The organism is Streptomyces sp. BR1, from assembly GCF_052373795.1.
GTDB lineage: Bacteria > Actinomycetota > Actinomycetes > Streptomycetales > Streptomycetaceae > Streptomyces.
Map to the genome: position 1 here is coordinate 2,684,795 of NZ_CM126252.1, position 16,866 is coordinate 2,701,660.

General features: G+C 70.8%; 15 protein-coding genes. 3 read left to right on the plus strand and 12 right to left on the minus strand.

Annotated elements, in window-relative coordinates:
* Nucleotides 1–129: 129 nt before the first annotated feature.
* On the minus strand, nt 130–1,284 hold the full coding sequence (locus tag ACT1U9_RS11385; RefSeq protein WP_444538219.1) for an adenosine deaminase: 1,155 nt from the start codon (nt 1,282–1,284) through the stop codon (nt 130–132).
* A gap of 114 nt (nt 1,285–1,398) precedes the next feature.
* Between ACT1U9_RS11385 and ACT1U9_RS11390 the strand changes: the two genes are divergently transcribed.
* Nucleotides 1,399–2,163, plus strand: a complete 765-nt coding sequence (locus ACT1U9_RS11390) for an alpha/beta hydrolase family protein (protein ID WP_444538220.1) — start codon at nt 1,399–1,401, stop codon at nt 2,161–2,163.
* A gap of 79 nt (nt 2,164–2,242) precedes the next feature.
* Here the strand turns inward: ACT1U9_RS11390 and ACT1U9_RS11395 are convergent, their stop codons facing one another.
* A complete protein-coding gene (locus ACT1U9_RS11395) occupies nt 2,243–3,223 on the minus strand; it encodes a LysR family transcriptional regulator (RefSeq protein ID WP_444538221.1) in 981 nt (326 codons plus the stop codon).
* Nucleotides 3,224–3,259: 36 nt separating this feature from the next.
* Here ACT1U9_RS11395 and ACT1U9_RS11400 point away from each other — a divergent pair, with 36 nt between their 5' ends.
* On the plus strand, nt 3,260–4,549 hold the full coding sequence (locus tag ACT1U9_RS11400; protein ID WP_444538222.1) for an MFS transporter: 1,290 nt from the start codon (nt 3,260–3,262) through the stop codon (nt 4,547–4,549).
* Nucleotides 4,550–4,632: 83 nt separating this feature from the next.
* Nucleotides 4,633–5,613: a sigma-70 family RNA polymerase sigma factor gene (locus ACT1U9_RS11405; protein WP_444538223.1), complete on the plus strand. Its 981-nt coding sequence runs from the start codon at nt 4,633–4,635 to the stop codon at nt 5,611–5,613.
* Between the two features lie 94 nt (nt 5,614–5,707).
* On the opposite strand, the gene ACT1U9_RS11410 is transcribed toward ACT1U9_RS11405, so the two are convergent.
* From ACT1U9_RS11410 to ACT1U9_RS11455, 10 genes are all read right to left on the minus strand, one after another.
* The gene (locus tag ACT1U9_RS11410) at nt 5,708–5,998 is read right to left on the minus strand and encodes an STAS domain-containing protein (protein ID WP_444538224.1); all 291 of its coding nucleotides are present in this window, start codon (nt 5,996–5,998) and stop codon (nt 5,708–5,710) included.
* Nucleotides 5,999–6,126: 128 nt separating this feature from the next.
* Nucleotides 6,127–7,404 carry a thymidine phosphorylase gene (locus ACT1U9_RS11415; RefSeq protein ID WP_444538225.1) on the minus strand — a complete coding sequence of 426 codons (1,278 nt, stop codon included), beginning with the start codon at nt 7,402–7,404 and terminating at the stop codon, nt 6,127–6,129.
* 117 nt (nt 7,405–7,521) lie between these two features.
* Complete coding sequence (locus ACT1U9_RS11420) at nt 7,522–7,932, minus strand: cytidine deaminase (RefSeq protein ID WP_444538226.1); 411 nt, start codon at nt 7,930–7,932, stop codon at nt 7,522–7,524.
* Nucleotides 7,929–9,215: an ABC transporter permease gene (locus ACT1U9_RS11425; protein ID WP_444538227.1), complete on the minus strand. Its 1,287-nt coding sequence runs from the start codon at nt 9,213–9,215 to the stop codon at nt 7,929–7,931. The genes ACT1U9_RS11420 and ACT1U9_RS11425 overlap by 4 nt, the downstream gene beginning before the upstream one ends.
* The gene (locus ACT1U9_RS11430; RefSeq protein ID WP_444538228.1) at nt 9,212–10,339 is read right to left on the minus strand and encodes an ABC transporter permease; all 1,128 of its coding nucleotides are present in this window, start codon (nt 10,337–10,339) and stop codon (nt 9,212–9,214) included. The genes ACT1U9_RS11425 and ACT1U9_RS11430 overlap by 4 nt, the downstream gene beginning before the upstream one ends.
* Nucleotides 10,336–11,916 carry an ABC transporter ATP-binding protein gene (locus tag ACT1U9_RS11435; RefSeq protein WP_444539072.1) on the minus strand — a complete coding sequence of 527 codons (1,581 nt, stop codon included), beginning with the start codon at nt 11,914–11,916 and terminating at the stop codon, nt 10,336–10,338. The genes ACT1U9_RS11430 and ACT1U9_RS11435 overlap by 4 nt, the downstream gene beginning before the upstream one ends.
* A 201-nt stretch (nt 11,917–12,117) precedes the next feature.
* Nucleotides 12,118–13,179, minus strand: coding sequence for a BMP family lipoprotein (locus tag ACT1U9_RS11440; RefSeq protein ID WP_444538229.1), 1,062 nt, complete (start codon nt 13,177–13,179; stop codon nt 12,118–12,120).
* Between the two features lie 140 nt (nt 13,180–13,319).
* Nucleotides 13,320–14,552, minus strand: coding sequence for an amidohydrolase (locus tag ACT1U9_RS11445; protein WP_444539073.1), 1,233 nt, complete (start codon nt 14,550–14,552; stop codon nt 13,320–13,322).
* Between the two features lie 232 nt (nt 14,553–14,784).
* Nucleotides 14,785–15,873: a hypothetical protein gene (locus ACT1U9_RS11450; RefSeq protein WP_444538230.1), complete on the minus strand. Its 1,089-nt coding sequence runs from the start codon at nt 15,871–15,873 to the stop codon at nt 14,785–14,787.
* Between the two features lie 51 nt (nt 15,874–15,924).
* On the minus strand, nt 15,925–16,857 hold the full coding sequence (locus ACT1U9_RS11455) for an N-acetylneuraminate synthase family protein (protein ID WP_361429702.1): 933 nt from the start codon (nt 16,855–16,857) through the stop codon (nt 15,925–15,927).
* Between the last annotated feature and the right edge of the window lie 9 nt (nt 16,858–16,866).

A 16,866-nucleotide genomic window follows, 5' to 3' on the forward strand; every position in this document is an offset into this window, starting at 1 on the left:
ATTCATCCTAGGGAAGGGGATGTGAGCGGCTCTGCAAGCTAGTCACGCCGCCGCACGGCCCGCAAACCCGCGAATATGACAGAAACGGCCGGGAAAGGTGATTCCCGGCCGATTCTGCGTTTTACCAGATCAGCCCATGGATGCGGAGGATCCGCTGGTCGCAGAGGTCTGCTGGAACAGCCATTCGGATTTCAATTCCGCATATCCGGGCTTGATGACGTCATTGATCATGGCGAGGCGTTCGTCGAAAGGAATGAACGCTGATTTCATCGCATTGACAGTGAACCACTGCATGTCGTCGAGCGCGTAACCGAATACATCGGTCAGGTGCTCGAATTCCTGGGTCATGCTGGTGCCGCTCATCAGCCGGTTGTCGGTGTTGACGGTCAGCCGGAAGTGCAGCTTGCGCAGCACTCCGATGGGGTGCTCGGCGTACGAGGAGGCGGCGCCGGTCTGGAGGTTGGAGGTCGGGCACATCTCCAGCGGGATGCGCTTGTCCCGTACGTACGCAGCGAGCCGCCCCAGCTTCACCGAGCCGTCCTCGGCGACCTCGATGTCGTCGATGATGCGCACGCCGTGGCCCAGCCGGTCGGCGCCGCACCACTGGAGGGCCTGCCAGATCGACGGCAGGCCGAACGCCTCACCCGCGTGGATGGTGAAGTGGTTGTTCTCCCGCTTCAGATACTCGAACGCGTCGAGGTGGCGGGTGGGCGGGAAGCCCGCCTCGGCGCCCGCGATGTCGAAGCCGACGACGCCCGAGTCCCGGTAGGAGTTGGCCAGTTCGGCGATCTCCAGGGCGCGGGCGGCGTGCCGCATCGCCGTCAGGAGCGCGCCCACGCGGATGCGGTGGCCGTTGGCGCGGGCGCGGCGCTCGCCCTCGCGGAAGCCCTCGTTGACGGCCTCCACGACCTCCTGGAGGGTCAGCCCCGCCTCCAGGTGCTGCTCCGGGGCGTAGCGCACCTCGGCGTAGACGACGCCGTCCTGGGCCAGGTCCTCGGCGCACTCGGCGGCGACGCGGAACAGCGCGTCGCGGGTCTGCATGACGGCGCAGGTGTGCGCGAACGTCTCCAGATACCGCTCCAGGGAACCGGAGTCGGCGGCTTCGCGGAACCAGATGCCGAGCTTGTCGGCCTCGGTCTCCGGGAGACCCTGATACCCGGTCTCTTGGGCGATCTCGATGATGGTTCCCGGACGCAGACCGCCGTCGAGGTGGTCGTGGAGCAGCACCTTCGGGGCACGGCGGATCTGGTCCGGGGTCGGTACGTCGGTGGTCTGGCTCGTCATCTGCGCATGCTAGCCCCTACGCGCGTAGATCACCGGGAGTTGATCGGTTGCCGATACGTAACAGTGACCGCGCGGACGGGTGGCGTACACCTCGCCTTCTGAGACTGTTCTGCCATGGCTCAGCTTGCGATCCCCCAGCCTGCCGCCAGGCTCGGACGGGCCGTCGGCGCACCCGGCGCCGGCTCGTCGGTCGGCGGTGTGGCGCTGGTGCTGCCCGACGGCGATCCCGTCTCGGCGCGCCGCCCCTCGTCCCTCGCGTACGTCTCGGCGCTGCCCGTGGCCCGTCGCCTCGCCCGGGCGGGCCGGGACGACGGCCTGGTGGCGCACGTCGTCCGCTACCGCGGCCGGGGCTGGAACGGCGGCGACGCACGGCTCGCCGCGGACGCCGAGTGGGCGCTCGACGAGGTGGTCCGGCGGTACGGGGACGTGCCGGTGTGCCTGGTCGGGCAGGGCATGGGCGGCCGCGCGGCGCTGCGCGCGGCGGGCCATCCGGCGGTCAACTGCGTGCTCTCCCTGGCCCCTTGGCTGCCCGAGGACGATCTGGCGGCGACGTCGGAGCCGGTGAAGCAGCTGGTGGGGCGGCGCGTGATGATCGTGCACGGCACCAACGACCGGCGCAGCGACCCGGAGTTGTCGTTCCGGCTCGCGGCGCGCGCGAAGAAGACGAACCGTGACACCTGCCGCTTCGAGGTCCACTCCGACGGCCACGCGTTACGTCAGCACCGCTTCGAAGTCCTCAACCTGGCGGTCGACTTCGTCGCGGGCTCCCTCTTCGCCCACCCTTACGCGCGCCCGGTGGCCGACGCCCTGGCCGCGCCGCCGCCACTGGGCCTGCGGATGCCACTGGCGGCGGGGTTCGGGAAGTCACTGCGGGCCTGACCGCCTCTACGCGCGCGTGAGGCCCGTACGAGCGCCACGCGCGCGTACGTACGCGTACATCCTCAGCACGTGTACGCCTTCACTCCGGCAGCAACTGCCCCCGGCGCGACAGCAGGAACGCCTTGAAGGCGGCCACCGGCGGGGTGTCGGGGTGGCCGTCCAGCCAGGCGACGCCGATCTCGCGGACCGCGCGCGGCGCCGTCACCGTCAGCTCGACGACGCCCGGGCGGGCCACGGCGGGCGGCGGCAGCAACGCCACGCCCAGGCCCGCCGCCACGAGCCCGCGCAGGGTCTCCGCCTCCTCCCCCTCGAACGCCACCTTCGGTGTGAACCCCGCCTCCGCGCACAGGTCGTCCGTGATGCGCCGCAGCCCGTAGCCGGGCTCCAGGGTCACGAACGTCTCCTCGGCGGCCTCCGCCAGCCGGACGCGCTTGCGGGCCGCCAGACGGTGGTCGTCCGGGACGACGAGCCGCAGCCGCTGCTCGTCCAGACGCCGGGCCACGAGGTCGGGCGCGTCGGGGACGGGCGAGGTGAGGCAGAGGTCCAGCTCCCCCGCCCGCAGCCGCTCGATCATCGCCTCGCCGTAGTTCTGCACGAGCGTGAAGCGCACCCGGGGATGGTCGACCCGGAAGGCACGGATGAGGCCGGGGACCGTCTCCGAGCCCATGGTGTGCAGAAAGCCGAAGGCGACCTTGCCGGTGGCGGGGTCCGCGTCGGCCCGTACCGAGTCGGCGGCGCGCCCGACCTCGGCGAGGGCGCGCTCGGCCGAGCCGAGGAAGGTGCGGCCGGCCGGGGTGAGCGAGACGGTGCGGCCCTTGCGGGCGAACAGCGCGACCCCCAGGTCCTCTTCGAGCCGCACCATCGCGCGCGAGAGCGTCGACTGGGGCACACCGAGCTCGTGCGCCGCGCGCGTGACGTGCTCGTGCCGAGCCACCCCGGCGAAGTACGCGAGGCGGGGCGCGAGCACCGTGACAATGTCTTCTTCGTTACTGTTCAATGACAGACACCCGCCTGAACTGTGCTTATGCGTACGTGGATCGATTATGGCCACTTTTCGCATTGGACGCATAAATACCGGCGGGCCTACGGTCGATCCATGCCTCCTGCCAGTACCGGGGCACCCGCCACCGTGGGTGCCTCCACCGCGCCGTCCCCTGTCGCGCCGTCGCCCGTTCAGCTCGCCCCGGGCGCGCCCGGCTACCGCCGGATGAGCTACGCGCTCTTCGCCGCCGGGGTCGCGACCTTCGCCCTCCTCTACTCCACCCAGGCCCTGCTCCCGCTGATCTCCGGCGACTTGGGGGTCTCCGCCTCGGCGGCGAGCTGGACCGTGTCGGCGGCGACCGGCGCGCTGGCCCTGTGCGTGCTCCCCCTGAGCGCGCTGTCCGAGCGGTACGGGCGCTCCCGGATGATGACGGTGTCGCTGGCGGTCGCGGTGGCGGTGGGGCTGCTCGTCCCGTTCGCGCCGAACGTGGGCGCTCTGGTGGTGCTGCGCGCGGTCCAGGGCGCGGCGCTCGCGGGACTGCCCGCCTCCGCCATGGCCTACCTCGCGGAGGAGGTGCGGCCCAAGGCGCTGATCGCGGCGATCGGCCTGTTCGTGGCGGGCAACTCCATCGGCGGCATGAGCGGCCGCATCCTGACCGGCTGGGTGGCCCAGGCGTGGGGCTGGCGCGCGGCGCTGCTCGCGGTGGGCGTGCTCGCCGCCGTCTGCGCGGTGGCCTTCCGGCTGCTGCTCCCCAAGTCCCGTAACTTCACGGCGGTTTCACTCAACCCGCGCGCCCTCGCGGCGACCGCGCGGGGACACCTCGCCAACCCGCTCCTGGTCCGGCTGTACGCGATCGGCGCACTCTTCATGACCGTGTTCGGCGCGGTCTACACGGTGATCGGCTACCGGCTCACCGCCGCGCCCTTCCACCTCCCGCAGGGCGTCGTCGGCTCGATCTTCCTGGTCTATCTGGTCGGTACGGTCTCCTCGGCCGCGGCCGGAAAGCTGGTCGCGCGGCTCGGCCGCCGGGGCGCGCTGTACCTGGCCGTCTCGACGACCGCCGCCGGGCTGATGCTGAGCCTGCTCGACGCGCTGGCCGCGATCCTGGCGGGCCTGGTCCTGATCACCGCCGGGTTCTTCGCGGGCCACGCGGTGGCCTCCTCCTCGGTGAGCCGCACCGCCGAGCAGGGCCGCGCGCAGGCCTCCGCGCTCTACCAGTCCGCGTACTACCTGGGCAGCAGCGCGGGCGGCACGCTCGGGGCGATCGCCTTCCACGCGGGCGGCTGGCCCGCCACGGTCCTGCTCGGACTGCTCGCGGTCCTCGGCGTGGTCTCCGTGACGCTGTACGGCAGCCACGCGGCCCGGGTCCAGCGCCGACTCGCCACGCCCCATGTGACCTGCTGAAACGTCTGCCCGAGGCGCGATTGTCAGTGGGCTCCTGTAGCTTCCGAAGGGCTGGAGCACATGGGCGACCTGGGGTGGACGCGATGAGTGATCTGTCAACGGCGACGGACCTGGACGCACGGCTGGAGAGGCACCGGGTCGAGCTGACGGGGTACTGCTACCGGATGCTCGGCTCGGCCTTCGAGGCGGAGGACGCGGTACAGGACACGCTGGTACGGGCGTGGCGGAGTTACGGGAAGTTCGAGGGCCGCTCGTCCCTGCGGTCCTGGCTCTACCGGATCGCCACCAACGTCTGTCTCGACATGCTGAGCGCGAGCGGCAAGCGGGCCCGCCCGATGGACCTGACGGCCCCGCAGACCGCGTCCTCGGCGGTGCTCAACTCGCGGCCGGAGGTGACCTGGCTGGAGCCGGTGCCGGACGCGCGCGTGCTGCCGTCGGCGGTCGACGACCCGGCCGAGACGGCGGTCGCGCGCGAGAGCGTACGGCTCGCCTTCGTCGCGGCCCTCCAGCATCTGCCGCCCCGGCAGCGGGCGGTGCTGATCCTGCGCGAGGTGCTGGCGTGGAAGGCGAGCGAGGTCGCGGAGCTGCTCGGGACGACGGTCGCGTCGGTCAACAGCGCGCTCCAGCGGGCGCGTTCGACCCTCGCGGAGTCGGAGCCGCGCGCCTCGGATGCGGCGGATCCGCTCTCCGAGGCGCAGCAGCGGCTGCTCGCGCGCTATGTGGAGGCGTTCGAGGGGTACGACATGACGGCCCTCACCGCGCTGCTCCATGAGGACGCGACGCTGTCGATGCCGCCGTATGACTTGTGGCTGCGGGGCCATGAGGACATCGTGGCGTGGCATGTCGGGCCCGGCCACGGCTGCCGTGGCTCGCGTCTGGTGCCGACGGTGGCCAATGGGACGCCCGCGTTTGGGCAGTACCGCGCCAGTGGCCCTGGCGGGCGGCATGAGCCTTGGGCGCTTCAGGTTGTGGAGATCGCCGACGGGAAGATAGTCGGGCTGAACGCGTTCCTGGACACGGCCCGTTGGTTTCCGTTGTTCGGGTTGCCGGAGCAGCTCCGCTAGGGCGGTTCTTCGGGTGCGGGCCGGTGGGGGCTTGTCGCGCAGTTCCCCGCGCCCCTATAAGGCACCGGGACCGCGCGAGCCCCCAAGAGGCCGCTCAGCCGGAAGGCTCCACCAATCCCGCCAAGCCCGTCAGGTGCAGCAGCGCCCTCAACCCCGGGCCCGTGTTCCGTAACGTGATTCCGCCGCCAGCCCTCCTCGCCGTCAGTGCCAAGCGGGCCACCGTCTCCACCGCTGCCAAGTCCGCCCTCAGCAGCGCGCCCACGTCGCAGATCACCTCGGACGCGCCCGCCGCGTACAGCGCCTCCAAATGGGCGCACAGGGGCGGGACATCGGCGAGGAGGACCCGCTCGGGTATCACGAGTACGGGTTCGGAGTCAGTGGGCACACGTGTCAGACCCGGACGCGTCGGAAAACTCATCGGCCGGACCCGGTGGACGGACCGGATCCGGCCGAGGGCCGGGCCCGGCGGCGGGGAGGGCGCGCCGGGCTCGTGGAGGGGTGGTTGACGGGGTGTCAGGCGATCCGGTCGAGCACGATCGGGTTCGCGGTGAACGCGGTGCCCGCCGGGGCGATGTCGTACGACTCGCCGAGCGTCTGCAGCGCGTAGTCGAACTTCTCGGGGGTGTCCGTGTGCAGGGTGAGCAGCGGCTGGCCGGCCGTGACCGTGTCGCCGGGCTTGGCGTGCAGCTCGATGCCCGCGCCCGCCTGCACCGGGTCCTCCTTGCGGGCCCGGCCCGCGCCGAGGCGCCAGGCGGCGACGCCGATGTCGTACGCGTCGAGGCGGGTCAGGACGCCCGAGCTCGGGGCGGTCACGACGTGCTGCTCGCGGGCGACGGGCAGGGTGGCGTCCGGGTCGCCGCCTTGGGCCGCGATCATCCGGCGCCAGACGTCCATCGCGGAACCGTCGGCGAGGGCCTTCTCGGGGTCGGCGTCCTTGATCCCGGCCGCGTCCAGCATCTCGCGGGCCAGCGCCAGGGTGAGGTCGACGACGTCCTTGGGGCCGCCGCCGGCCAGCACCTCGACGGACTCGCGCACTTCGAGGGCGTTGCCCGCCGTGAGGCCGAGCGGGGTGGACATGTCGGTGAGCAGGGCCACCGTCTTGACGCCGCTGTCGGTGCCCAGCGCGACCATGGTGGAGGCCAGTTCGCGGGCGTCCTCGATGGTCTTCATGAAGGCGCCGGTGCCGACCTTGACGTCCAGGACCAGCGAGCCGGTGCCCTCGGCGATCTTCTTCGACATGATCGAGGAGGCGATCAGCGGGATCGCCTCGACGGTGCCGGTCACATCGCGCAGCGCGTACAGCTTCTTGTCGGCGGGGGCCAGGCCGTCGCCCGCCGCGCAGATGACCGCGCCGGTGGTGTCCAGGACGTTCAGCATCTCCTCGTTGGAGAGCAGCGCGCGCCAGCCGGGGATGGACTCCAGCTTGTCCAGGGTGCCGCCGGTGTGGCCCAGACCCCGGCCGGAGAGCTGCGGCACGGCCGCGCCGCACGCGGCGACCAGCGGGGCGAGCGGCAGCGTGATCTTGTCGCCGACGCCGCCGGTGGAGTGCTTGTCGGCGGTGGGCCGCGACAGGGTGTCGAAGTTCATCCGCTCGCCGGAGGCGATCATCGCGGCGGTCCAACGGGCGATCTCCGTGCGGTTCATGCCGTTGAGCAGGATCGCCATCGCAAGGGCCGACATCTGCTCGTCGGCCACGACACCGCGCGTGTACGCGTCGATGACCCAGTCGATCTGCTCGGGGCTCAGCTCGCCCCGGTCTCGCTTGGTGCGGATGACGGAGATGACGTCCATGGCATTCCTTCCGGCAAGTGCGGTTCGTCCGTACGGTACACGCGACTCTACGCGCATAGAGAGGGGTGACGAGGGCGGCCCCTCCATCGCTGATCAGCAACGAAGGGGCCGCCGTGGTCAGTTGAGCGGGCCCGTCCTGAGATGGTCCGGGCCGAAGGCCTGCGGGAGCATCGCGGAGAGCGGCAGGATCCCTTCCGGGGTCTCCACCAGCAGCTCGGGCCCGCCGTGCTCGAACAGGAGCTGGCGGCAGCGGCCACAGGGCACCAGGGCGGCGCCCTGGCCGTCGACGCAGACGAAGTGCGTCAGCCGGCCGCCGCCGCCGAGCCGCAGCGCCGAGACCAGGCCGCACTCGGCGCACAGCGCGAGTCCGTACGAGGCGTTCTCGACGTTGCAGCCGGTGACGGTGCGGCCGTCGTCGACCAGGGCCGCCGCGCCGACCGGATAGCCCGAGTACGGGGCGTACGCGCGGGACATGGCGTCCCGGGCGGCCACGCGCAGGGCTTCCCAGTCGACGGCGGAGGCGGTCACTTGCCCTGGCCCTTGCGGTAGCGCATGCCGTCGGCCTTGGGCATCCGCAGGCGCTGCGCGGACAGCGAGAGCACCAGCAGCGTGACGACGTACGGCGTGGCGCCGACGAAGTCGCCGGGGACCGTGTCCGTCATCAGGTACCAGACCAGGATGACCGCGGCGATCACCGCGCTCACGACGGCCTGGACCAGGGCCTTCTTGTACGCCTTCCAGGCCGCCAGGAGGCCCAGCAGGACCACCAGGAGCAGCAGCAGCGCGTGGACGGTCTCGCCGCCGTTGCGCAGCTGGAGGGCGTCGGAGAAGCCGAACAGGCCGGCGCCCATGGCGAGTCCGCCCGGCCGCCAGTTGCCGAAGATCATCGCGGCGAGACCGATGTAGCCGCGCCCGCCGGTCTGGCCCTCCAGGTAGATGTGCGAGGTGACCAGCGAGAGGAACGCGCCGCCGAGCCCGGCCAGACCGCCGGAGACGGCGACCGCCGCGTACTTGTACGAGTACACGTTGACGCCGAGGGACTCGGCGGCCACCGGGTTCTCGCCGCAGGAGCGCAGCCGCAGACCGAACGCGGTCTTCCACAGCAGCCACCAGGTGCCGACGAAGAGCGCGACCGCGAGGACCGTCACCCAGGAGACGTCGGTGACCAGGCCGCCGAGGATGCCGGCGAGGTCCGAGACCAGGAACCAGTGGTGCTTCTCGATCGAGTGGAGACCGGACGAAAGGCCCGGGATCGTGAAGCTGGGCAGGGCGTCGGCGGGCGGCGACTGCTTGGGGTTGCCGCCCTTGGTCGCCGCGTCGCCCTCGTTGAAGAAGAGCTTGGCCATGTACTGCGTGGCACCGAGCGCCAGCAGGTTGACGGCCACACCGGAGACGATGTGGTCGACGCCGAAGGTGATGGTGGCGACCGCGTGGACGAGACCGCCGAGCACACCGAAGCCGATACCGGCGAGCAGGCCGAGCCAGGGGCTGGTCTGCCAGCCGACCCAGCCGGCGCCGAACGTACCGAGGATCATCATGCCTTCGAGGCCGATGTTGACCACGCCTGCCCGCTCGGACCACAGGCCCGCGAGGCCCGCGAGGCCGATCGGTACGGCGAGACCGAGGGCGGCGCTGATCTGGCCGCCGGAGGTGAGCTGGTCGGCGCCGGTGATGATGCGTACGGCGGAGACCAGGAGCAGGGCGCCCGCGACGATCAGCAGGATCTGCGCGAGGGAGGCCTTGCGCTTGAGGTTGCCGCGCTTGACCCCGGCCGGAGGCGGGGTCGTGGTCGTGTCGGTCGTGACGCTCATGCCGTCACCTCCTGCTGGTCGGACTTGGCGGCCTGGGCCGCGAGCTCGGCGCCGACGCGCTGCTGCTGGCGCTTCAGGCCGTAGCGGCGGACGACTTCGTAGGCGATGACGACGCACAGGACGATGACGCCCTGGATCACGCCGAGGATCTCCTTGTCGAAGCCGATGAATTCGAGGTGGCTGGTGGTGCGCTCCAGGAAGCCCCACAGGAGCGCGCCGAGCGCGATGCCGACCGGGTGGTTGCGGCCGAGCAGCGCGATCGCGATACCGGTGAAGCCGAGGCCCACCGGGAAGCTGTTGTCGAACTGGTGGCTGTCGTTGAGCAGGGTCGGCAGACCGACCAGACCCGCGACGGCACCCGAGATGATCATGCTGGTGGCGACCATCTTCTTGACGCTTACACCGCTCGCCGCAGCCGCCGACTCGGACTGGCCCACCGCCCGCAGGTCGAAGCCGAAGCGGGTGCGGCCGAGCACGAACCAGTAGGCGACGCCCGCGAGGGCGGCCACGAAGATGAAGCCCCACAGCGTGCCCGCGGCGCCGGTGTCGATGCTGAAGAACCAGGAGTCCTTCGGCAGCGGCTTGGTGGAGACCAGGGTGCCGGCCGAGTCGAGCTGGCCGAGGCGGTCCGGCTGGAGCAGATACGCGATGACGGCGGTCGCGATCGCGTTCAGCATGATGGTCGAGATGACCTCGCTGACGCCCCGGGTCACCTTGAGGATGCCCGCGACGGCCGCCCACATCGCGCCGACGAGCATCGCCACGATGATCATCAGCGGGATGGCGACGAAGCCCGGCAGGGACATCGCACCGCCGGCGACGGCCGCGAAGAACGCCGCCATACGGTACTGACCGTCCACACCGATGTTGAACAGGTTCATCCGGAAGCCGATGGCCACCGCGATGCCCGCCAGGTAGTACGTGGTCGCCTTGTTCAGGATGTAGATCTGGCTGTCACTGGCCGAGCCGTACGACAGCATGTCGTTGAAGGCCGTGAACGGGTTCTTGCCGGTGATCAGGATGACCACGGCCGTCACGGCGAGCGCGGCGACCACCGCGAGCACCGGGGCCGCGATCGCGAGGAGCAGGCGCTCCTTGTCGATCCTGGAGGTGAGCTTCTTCATCGGTCCTCTCCCCCGTCCGTACCGGACTCTTCGCCCTCAACGTGCTCCAGGTGGCCGGAGGCCGCACCCGTCATCGCGGAGCCGAGTTCCTCGGGGGTGATCGTGGCGGGGTCGGCGTCGGCGACCAGGCGGCCGCGGTACATCACCCGCAGGGTGTCGGACAGGCCGATCAGCTCGTCCAGGTCGGCGGAGATCAGCAGCACCGCGAGGCCCTCGCGGCGGGCCTCCCGGATCTGGTCCCAGATCTGCGCCTGCGCGCCGACGTCCACGCCCCGGGTGGGGTGCGCGGCGATCAGCAGCTTGGGGGCGTGGCTCATCTCGCGGCCGACGATCAGCTTCTGCTGGTTGCCGCCGGAGAGCGAGGCCGCGGTGACGTCGATACCGGGGGTGCGCACGTCGTACTCGCGCACGATCCGCTCGGTGTCGAGGCGGGCCGCCTTGTTGTCGAGCAGGCCGCCCTTGGAGTTGGGGCGCTCGGTGACATGGCCGAGGATGCGGTTCTCCCACAGCGGCGCTTCCAGGAGCAGGCCGTGGCGGTGGCGGTCCTCGGGGATGTACCCCACGCCGCTCTCGCGGCGCTTGCGGGTCGGCGCGTGCGAGATGTCGGCGTCGTCGAGGGTGATGACGCCGCCGTCCGGGTCGCGCATGCCCATGATGGCCTCGACGAGCTCGGCCTGGCCGTTGCCCTCGACACCGGCGATGCCCAGGACCTCGCCCTTGTGGATGGTGAACGAGACGTTGGAGAGCACGTCGCGCACGACCCCGTCGGGGTCGGTCGCGGCCAGCTGCAGCCCGGCCACCTTCAGCATCGCCACATCGGTGACGGTCGACTCGCGGGTCTCCGGGGACGGGAGCTCGCTGCCGACCATCAGCTCGGCGAGCTGCTTGGAGGTGGTGGTCTTCGGGTCGGCCGTGCCCACCGTCGTACCGCGCCGGATGACGGTGATCTCGTCCGCGACCTTCAGGACCTCGCCCAGCTTGTGGGAGATGAAGATGACGGTCAGGCCCTCGGCCTTGAGCTCGCGCAGGTTGTCGAAGAGCGCCTCGACCTCCTGGGGGACCAGGACGGCGGTGGGCTCGTCGAGGATCAGCGTGCGGGCGCCGCGGTAGAGGACCTTGAGGATCTCCACGCGCTGGCGGTCGGCGACGCCGAGGTCCTCGACGAGGGCGTCGGGACGCACCCCCAGGCCGTACGCGTCCGAGATCTCCTTGATCTTGTTACGGGCCTTGGCGCCGATGCCGTACAGCTTCTCGCCGCCGAGAACCACGTTCTCCAGGACGGTGAGGTTGTCGGCGAGCATGAAGTGCTGGTGCACCATGCCGATTCCGCGCGCGATGGCGTCGGCGGGGCTGTGGAAGACCGCCTGGTCGCCGTCGATGGTGATGGTTCCCTCGTCGGGCTTCTGCATGCCGTAGAGGATCTTCATCAGGGTCGACTTGCCGGCACCGTTCTCACCGCACAGGGCGTGGACGGTGCCCTTGGCGACGGTGATGTCGATGTCCTTGTTGGCGACGACGCCGGGGAATCGTTTGGTGATGCCGCGCAGTTCGACGGCGGGAGGGCTGGACGCGTTGATGGCGCACTCTCCTACGAGAAGGAGGGGGGTGGGGGCAGAGGGCGTGGAGACGCTAGCGCGCCAACTCCCGCCTACGCGCGTAGAGTTGACACATCGTTATGGGCTCGGCGGGGAGGGGGCTCACCCTCCCCGCCGAGCCCGTGCACTACAGGTGCCGTGACCGGAACCGGCCCCCGCGAGGAGGCCGGGTCACAGACCGGGTCACGGGGTGGTCTTGACCTTGACCGAACCGTCGACGATCTTCTTCTGGGCCGCGTCGAGCTGGGCCTTGATGTCGTCGATGAAGCCGCCGCTGGTGGCGAGCGAAACGCCGCCCTTGGCCAGCGAGTAGCTGTTGGTGCCGGTCAGCGGCTTGCCGTCCTTGACGGACTTGACCAGCTCGTAGACGCCGACGTCGACGTTCTTGACGACCGAGGTCAGGATCGACGCCTTGTACTTGCTGAGCGAGGCCTGGTTGTACTGGTCGGAGTCGACACCGATCGCCCAGGCGCCCTTCTTGCCCGCGACGGCCTCGATGGCACCGGTGCCGGAGGAGCCGGCCGCGGTGTAGATGACGTCGATGCCCTTGTCGAGCATGCCCTGGGCGGCTTCCTTGCCCTTGTCGGGGCTGGCGAAGCCGGAGGTGTCCGAACCGTGCGACAGGTACTGGACCTCGACGTTGTCGGCCGGCTTGGTGTCCTTGACGCCCTGGACGAAGCCCGCCTCGAACTTCTTGATGAGCGGGACGTCCACGCCGCCGATGAAGCCGACGTGGCCGGACTTCGACTTCAGCGCCGCGGCGACACCCGCGAGGTAGGAGCCCTGCTCCTCGGTGAAGGTGATGCTGTCGACGTTCGGCGCGTCCACGACGGAGTCGACGATGCCGAAGGTGACCTTCGGGAACTTGCCGGCGACCTGCTTCATCGAGTTGGCGTAGGCATAGCCGATGCCGACGACCGGGTTGTAGCCCGCCTGGGCCAGGTCGGTGAGGCGCTGGACGCGGTCGGCCTCGGTGTCCGTGGTCTTGGCGGTCAGCTCCTTGATGTCACCGCCGAACTCACCCTTGGCCTTGTCGATGCCGCGCGCGGCGGAGTCGTTGAACGAGTGGTCGCCACGGCCGCCGACGTCGTACGCGACACCGACCTTGACACCCTTGCCGCCCGCGCTGGACGACGCGGAGGAGCCCTTGTCCTTCTCGGAGGACGTGCTGCCACACGCGGTGGCGGAAAGCGCGAGCGCGGCGGTGGCGATACCTGCCGCAGCGATCTTGGATACCCGGCGCACGAGGAGGTCCCTTCAAAACGAACCGAGAGCGCCCCTACCGGCGCTGGTTTCGCGTCGGATCGTAACGCGCGTAGATGTCGCGTAAAGACCTGTTCGGAAGCCGTTATCGAATCGCCGCGAACAGACGATGAAGTGTCCGGTTACGAACGGTGTCCTTCCAGCAGCGCAGCGGCAGTGAAGAGCTCCACTCCGACCTCGATGGCCGCCTCATCGGCGTCGAAATCGCCCCGATGCAGGTCAAGACGGGCATTGGAGCCCGGGGTGCGCACGCCGAGCCGGGCCATCGCACCCGGCACATGCTCCAGGTACCACGAAAAGTCCTCGCCACCCAGACTCTGCTCGGTGTCCTCGATCGAATACGCCCCTCGGCGCGCCGTCTGAGCCTCGCGCAGGAGTTCGGTCACCGCCGCGTCGTTGACGACCGGCGGCACCCCTCGTACGTAGGTGATCTCGGACTTGGCGCGGTGCAGGGTGGCGATCTCGTCGATCGCGGCGTGCACCTGGTCGGGCGCGTCGCGCCAGGCGTCCAGGTCCAGGCAGCGCACGGTTCCGGCCAGCTCGGCGCGCATCGGGATGACGTTGCAGGCGTGGCCCGCGTCGATGCGGCCCCAGGTCACCGCGAGCCCGGCGCGCGCGTCGATGCGGCGGGCGAGCAGCGCGGGCACGTCGGTGACCACGCGGGCGGCGGCGGTGACCAGGTCGGTGGTCAGATGCGGACGGGCGGTGTGGCCGCCGGGCCCGGCCAGCGCGATCTCCAGGCGGTCGCAGGCGGAGGTGATCGCCCCGACCCGCAGCCCGATCCGGCCCGCGTCCACGCGCGGGTCGCAGTGCACCGCGACGATCTTCCCCACACCGTCAAGCACCCCGCCCAGGATCGCGTCGGCGGCGCCGCCGGGCAGCACCTCCTCGGCGGGCTGGAAGATCAGGCGCACCGGGTGCGGCAGCAGGCCCTGGCGGTCGAGCGCGGCGAGCACCAGACCGGTGCCGAGCACCACGGTGGTGTGGATGTCGTGGCCGCAGGCATGCGCCCGATCGGGGACGGTCGAGCGGTACGGCGTGTTGACTTTCGCGTCCGGGATCGGCAGCGCGTCGATGTCCGCGCGGATCGCCAACATCGGCCGTACGCCGTCCCAGGTGCCGATGTCGCACACCAGTCCGGTGCCGCTGGCGAGGACCCGTGGCTTCAGCCCATCCGCCTCAAGGCGCTTCTTGATCGCCGCGGTGGTCCGGAACTCCTGGTTCCCGAGCTCGGGGTGCATGTGCAAGTCCCGGCGGAATGCGATGAGTTCGGCGCGCAGCGACTCGGGCAGCACGCCGGGAAGCGGAGCTTCCCCGGGCAGATCGGCTTCGGACTCGTCGGAGGCGCGCGACATCAACTGGTTCACCTGTTGAAGGGTAGGCCCCTTCAGGAGCCAACTAACCGGCGATCAACAAAAGTTCAGCCCGATAGGGGAAAGAATCCTGGCCGCGCGGCGCATATCGCCCGCGCGGGCTGGGTAAACTCGGCGCCCGGTTCTCAGCTCCGTGCCAGCCCTGTCGCAGCCCCCTCTCAGCGGGCTCTCAGCGCCGTCTCAGGCCCCGGCCGTGCGTAGTCCGTACGGGTGTTCAGGCGGTGAGAGCCTGCGGGCGGGCCGCCACCATGCGCAGGCCATGGGCGTCGCGGGCCGTGCCGGTCACGTCCGCGAGGAAGCCCTGAGCGCGCGGGGACGCCTTCTCGGTGAGCCATGCGGGGTCGATGTCGCAGACCAGCAGGCGCACGCCGGTGCCGTCGAGCGCGGGCGGCAGGGTGTGCACGACGGTGGACGGAAAGCTCAGGACGGTGCGGCCCACCGGCCCCCGGCGGGCGATGAGTTCGAGCGGCAGGTCCGGTCGTACGATCTCCAGACCGGTACGGGCGTGCAGGGTGTGCAGCTTCTCGGTGGACTCGCGGCGGTGCGCGAAGTAGCGGGTCACGCCGTGCGTGCGGGCCAGCGCCGCGACCGCCTCCAGATAGCGCTCCGGGTCGACCACCCCCGTCTCCACCAGCGAGGTGCCCACCATGTCGGCGCCCTTGGTGATGCGCGGCGGGCCGAACCGGGAGCGGGTCCAGCCGAAGGTGTTGCGGGTGACCGTGACCGCCTCGGGAGCCTCCACGGGCATCGCGCTGAACACCTCGACCGTACGGCTGCGCGACGGGGTGAGGCGGCGGCGCGCGGAGGCCGCGACCGGTGCGAAGAGCAGATCGCGCACCCCGGCCCGGCTGCCGCGTCTGTGCCAGCGCACCAGCCGCTCGCCGCGCGCGAGTTGGGAGACGAACTCCATGGTGGCCGTGCCGTCGTCGACGACGACCAGGTCGCGCGAGCGCGCCACGGTCAGCAGCAGCTGGACGTAGCGTGAGAACGGGTCGCCTATGACGATCCGCTCGGCGCCGCGCAGCAGCGAGGAGAGCCCGGCGACGGTGTGCAGCGGCGCCAGCGGCCCGCCGCGCGCCTCCTCCCAGCGCACCCGCATGCCCTCGTCACGGGCGAGCTCGGCCATCCGGCGCAGCTGGCCGCGCGACATCGGGTCGGTGGGCGACAGGACGACGACGGTGAGGTCGTCGTGCGCGGCCGCCGCGTCCCCGGGTCCGGTCCGCTGGGCCGGCACACCGTTCAGGAGCGGGCGCGTCGAATGGGCCCATTCCAGCACGTTGAGCAGCTGGACCGGGCTCTCCACGAAGGCGATCGTGGCGGAGGTGTCCCGAGGAGGCACGGCGGCCGGCCCGGCTCAGACCGCGACCGGCGCGCGGTCGGCCTCGGCGGCCTCGGCCTCGGCGACGACGCCCGCGACCCGGCGCAGCTTCTTCATCGGGGCGCGCTCCGACTCGTACACCTTCTTGACGCCGTCGCCGAGCGCGGCCTCGATGGTGCGGATGTCGCGGACCAGGCGCTGCAGGCCGCCCGGCTCGACGGACGCGGCCTGGTCGGAGCCCCACATCGCGCGGTCCAGGGTGATGTGGCGCTCGACGAAGGCGGCGCCGAGGGCGACCGCGGCGAGCGTGGTCTGCAGACCCGTCTCGTGGCCGCTGTAGCCGATGGGGACGTTGGGGTACTCGGCCATCAGGCTGTTGATGACCCGCAGGTTGAGCTCCTCGGCCTTCGCCGGATACGTGGAGGTGGCGTGGCAGAGCAGGATGTTGTCGCTGCCCAGGACCTCGACGGCGTGGCGGATCTGCTTCGGGGTGGACATGCCGGTCGAGAGGATGACCGTGCGGCCGGTGGCGCGCAGGGCGCGAAGCAGCTCGTCGTCGGTGAGCGAGGCGGAGGCCACCTTGTGGGCCGGCAGGTCGAACTTCTCCAGGAACGCGACGGCCTCGGTGTCCCACGGGGAGGCGAACCAGTCGATGCCGCGCTTCTTGCAGTGCTCGTCGATGGCGCGGTACTCCGACTCGCCGAACTCCACCCGGTGGCGGTAGTCGATGTAGGTCATCCGGCCCCACGGGGTGTCGCGCTCGATGTCCCACTGGTCGCGCGGGGTGCAGATCTCCGGCGTGCGCTTCTGGAACTTGACCGCGTCGCAGCCCGCGTCGGCGGCGGCGTCGATCAGGGCGAGGGCGTTGCCCAGGTCACCGTTGTGGTTGATGCCGATCTCACCGGTGACGTACACCGGCTGACCCGGTCCGGCGGTGCGGCTGCCGAAGGTGCGCAGACGGTTGCTCATGAGGGTGAT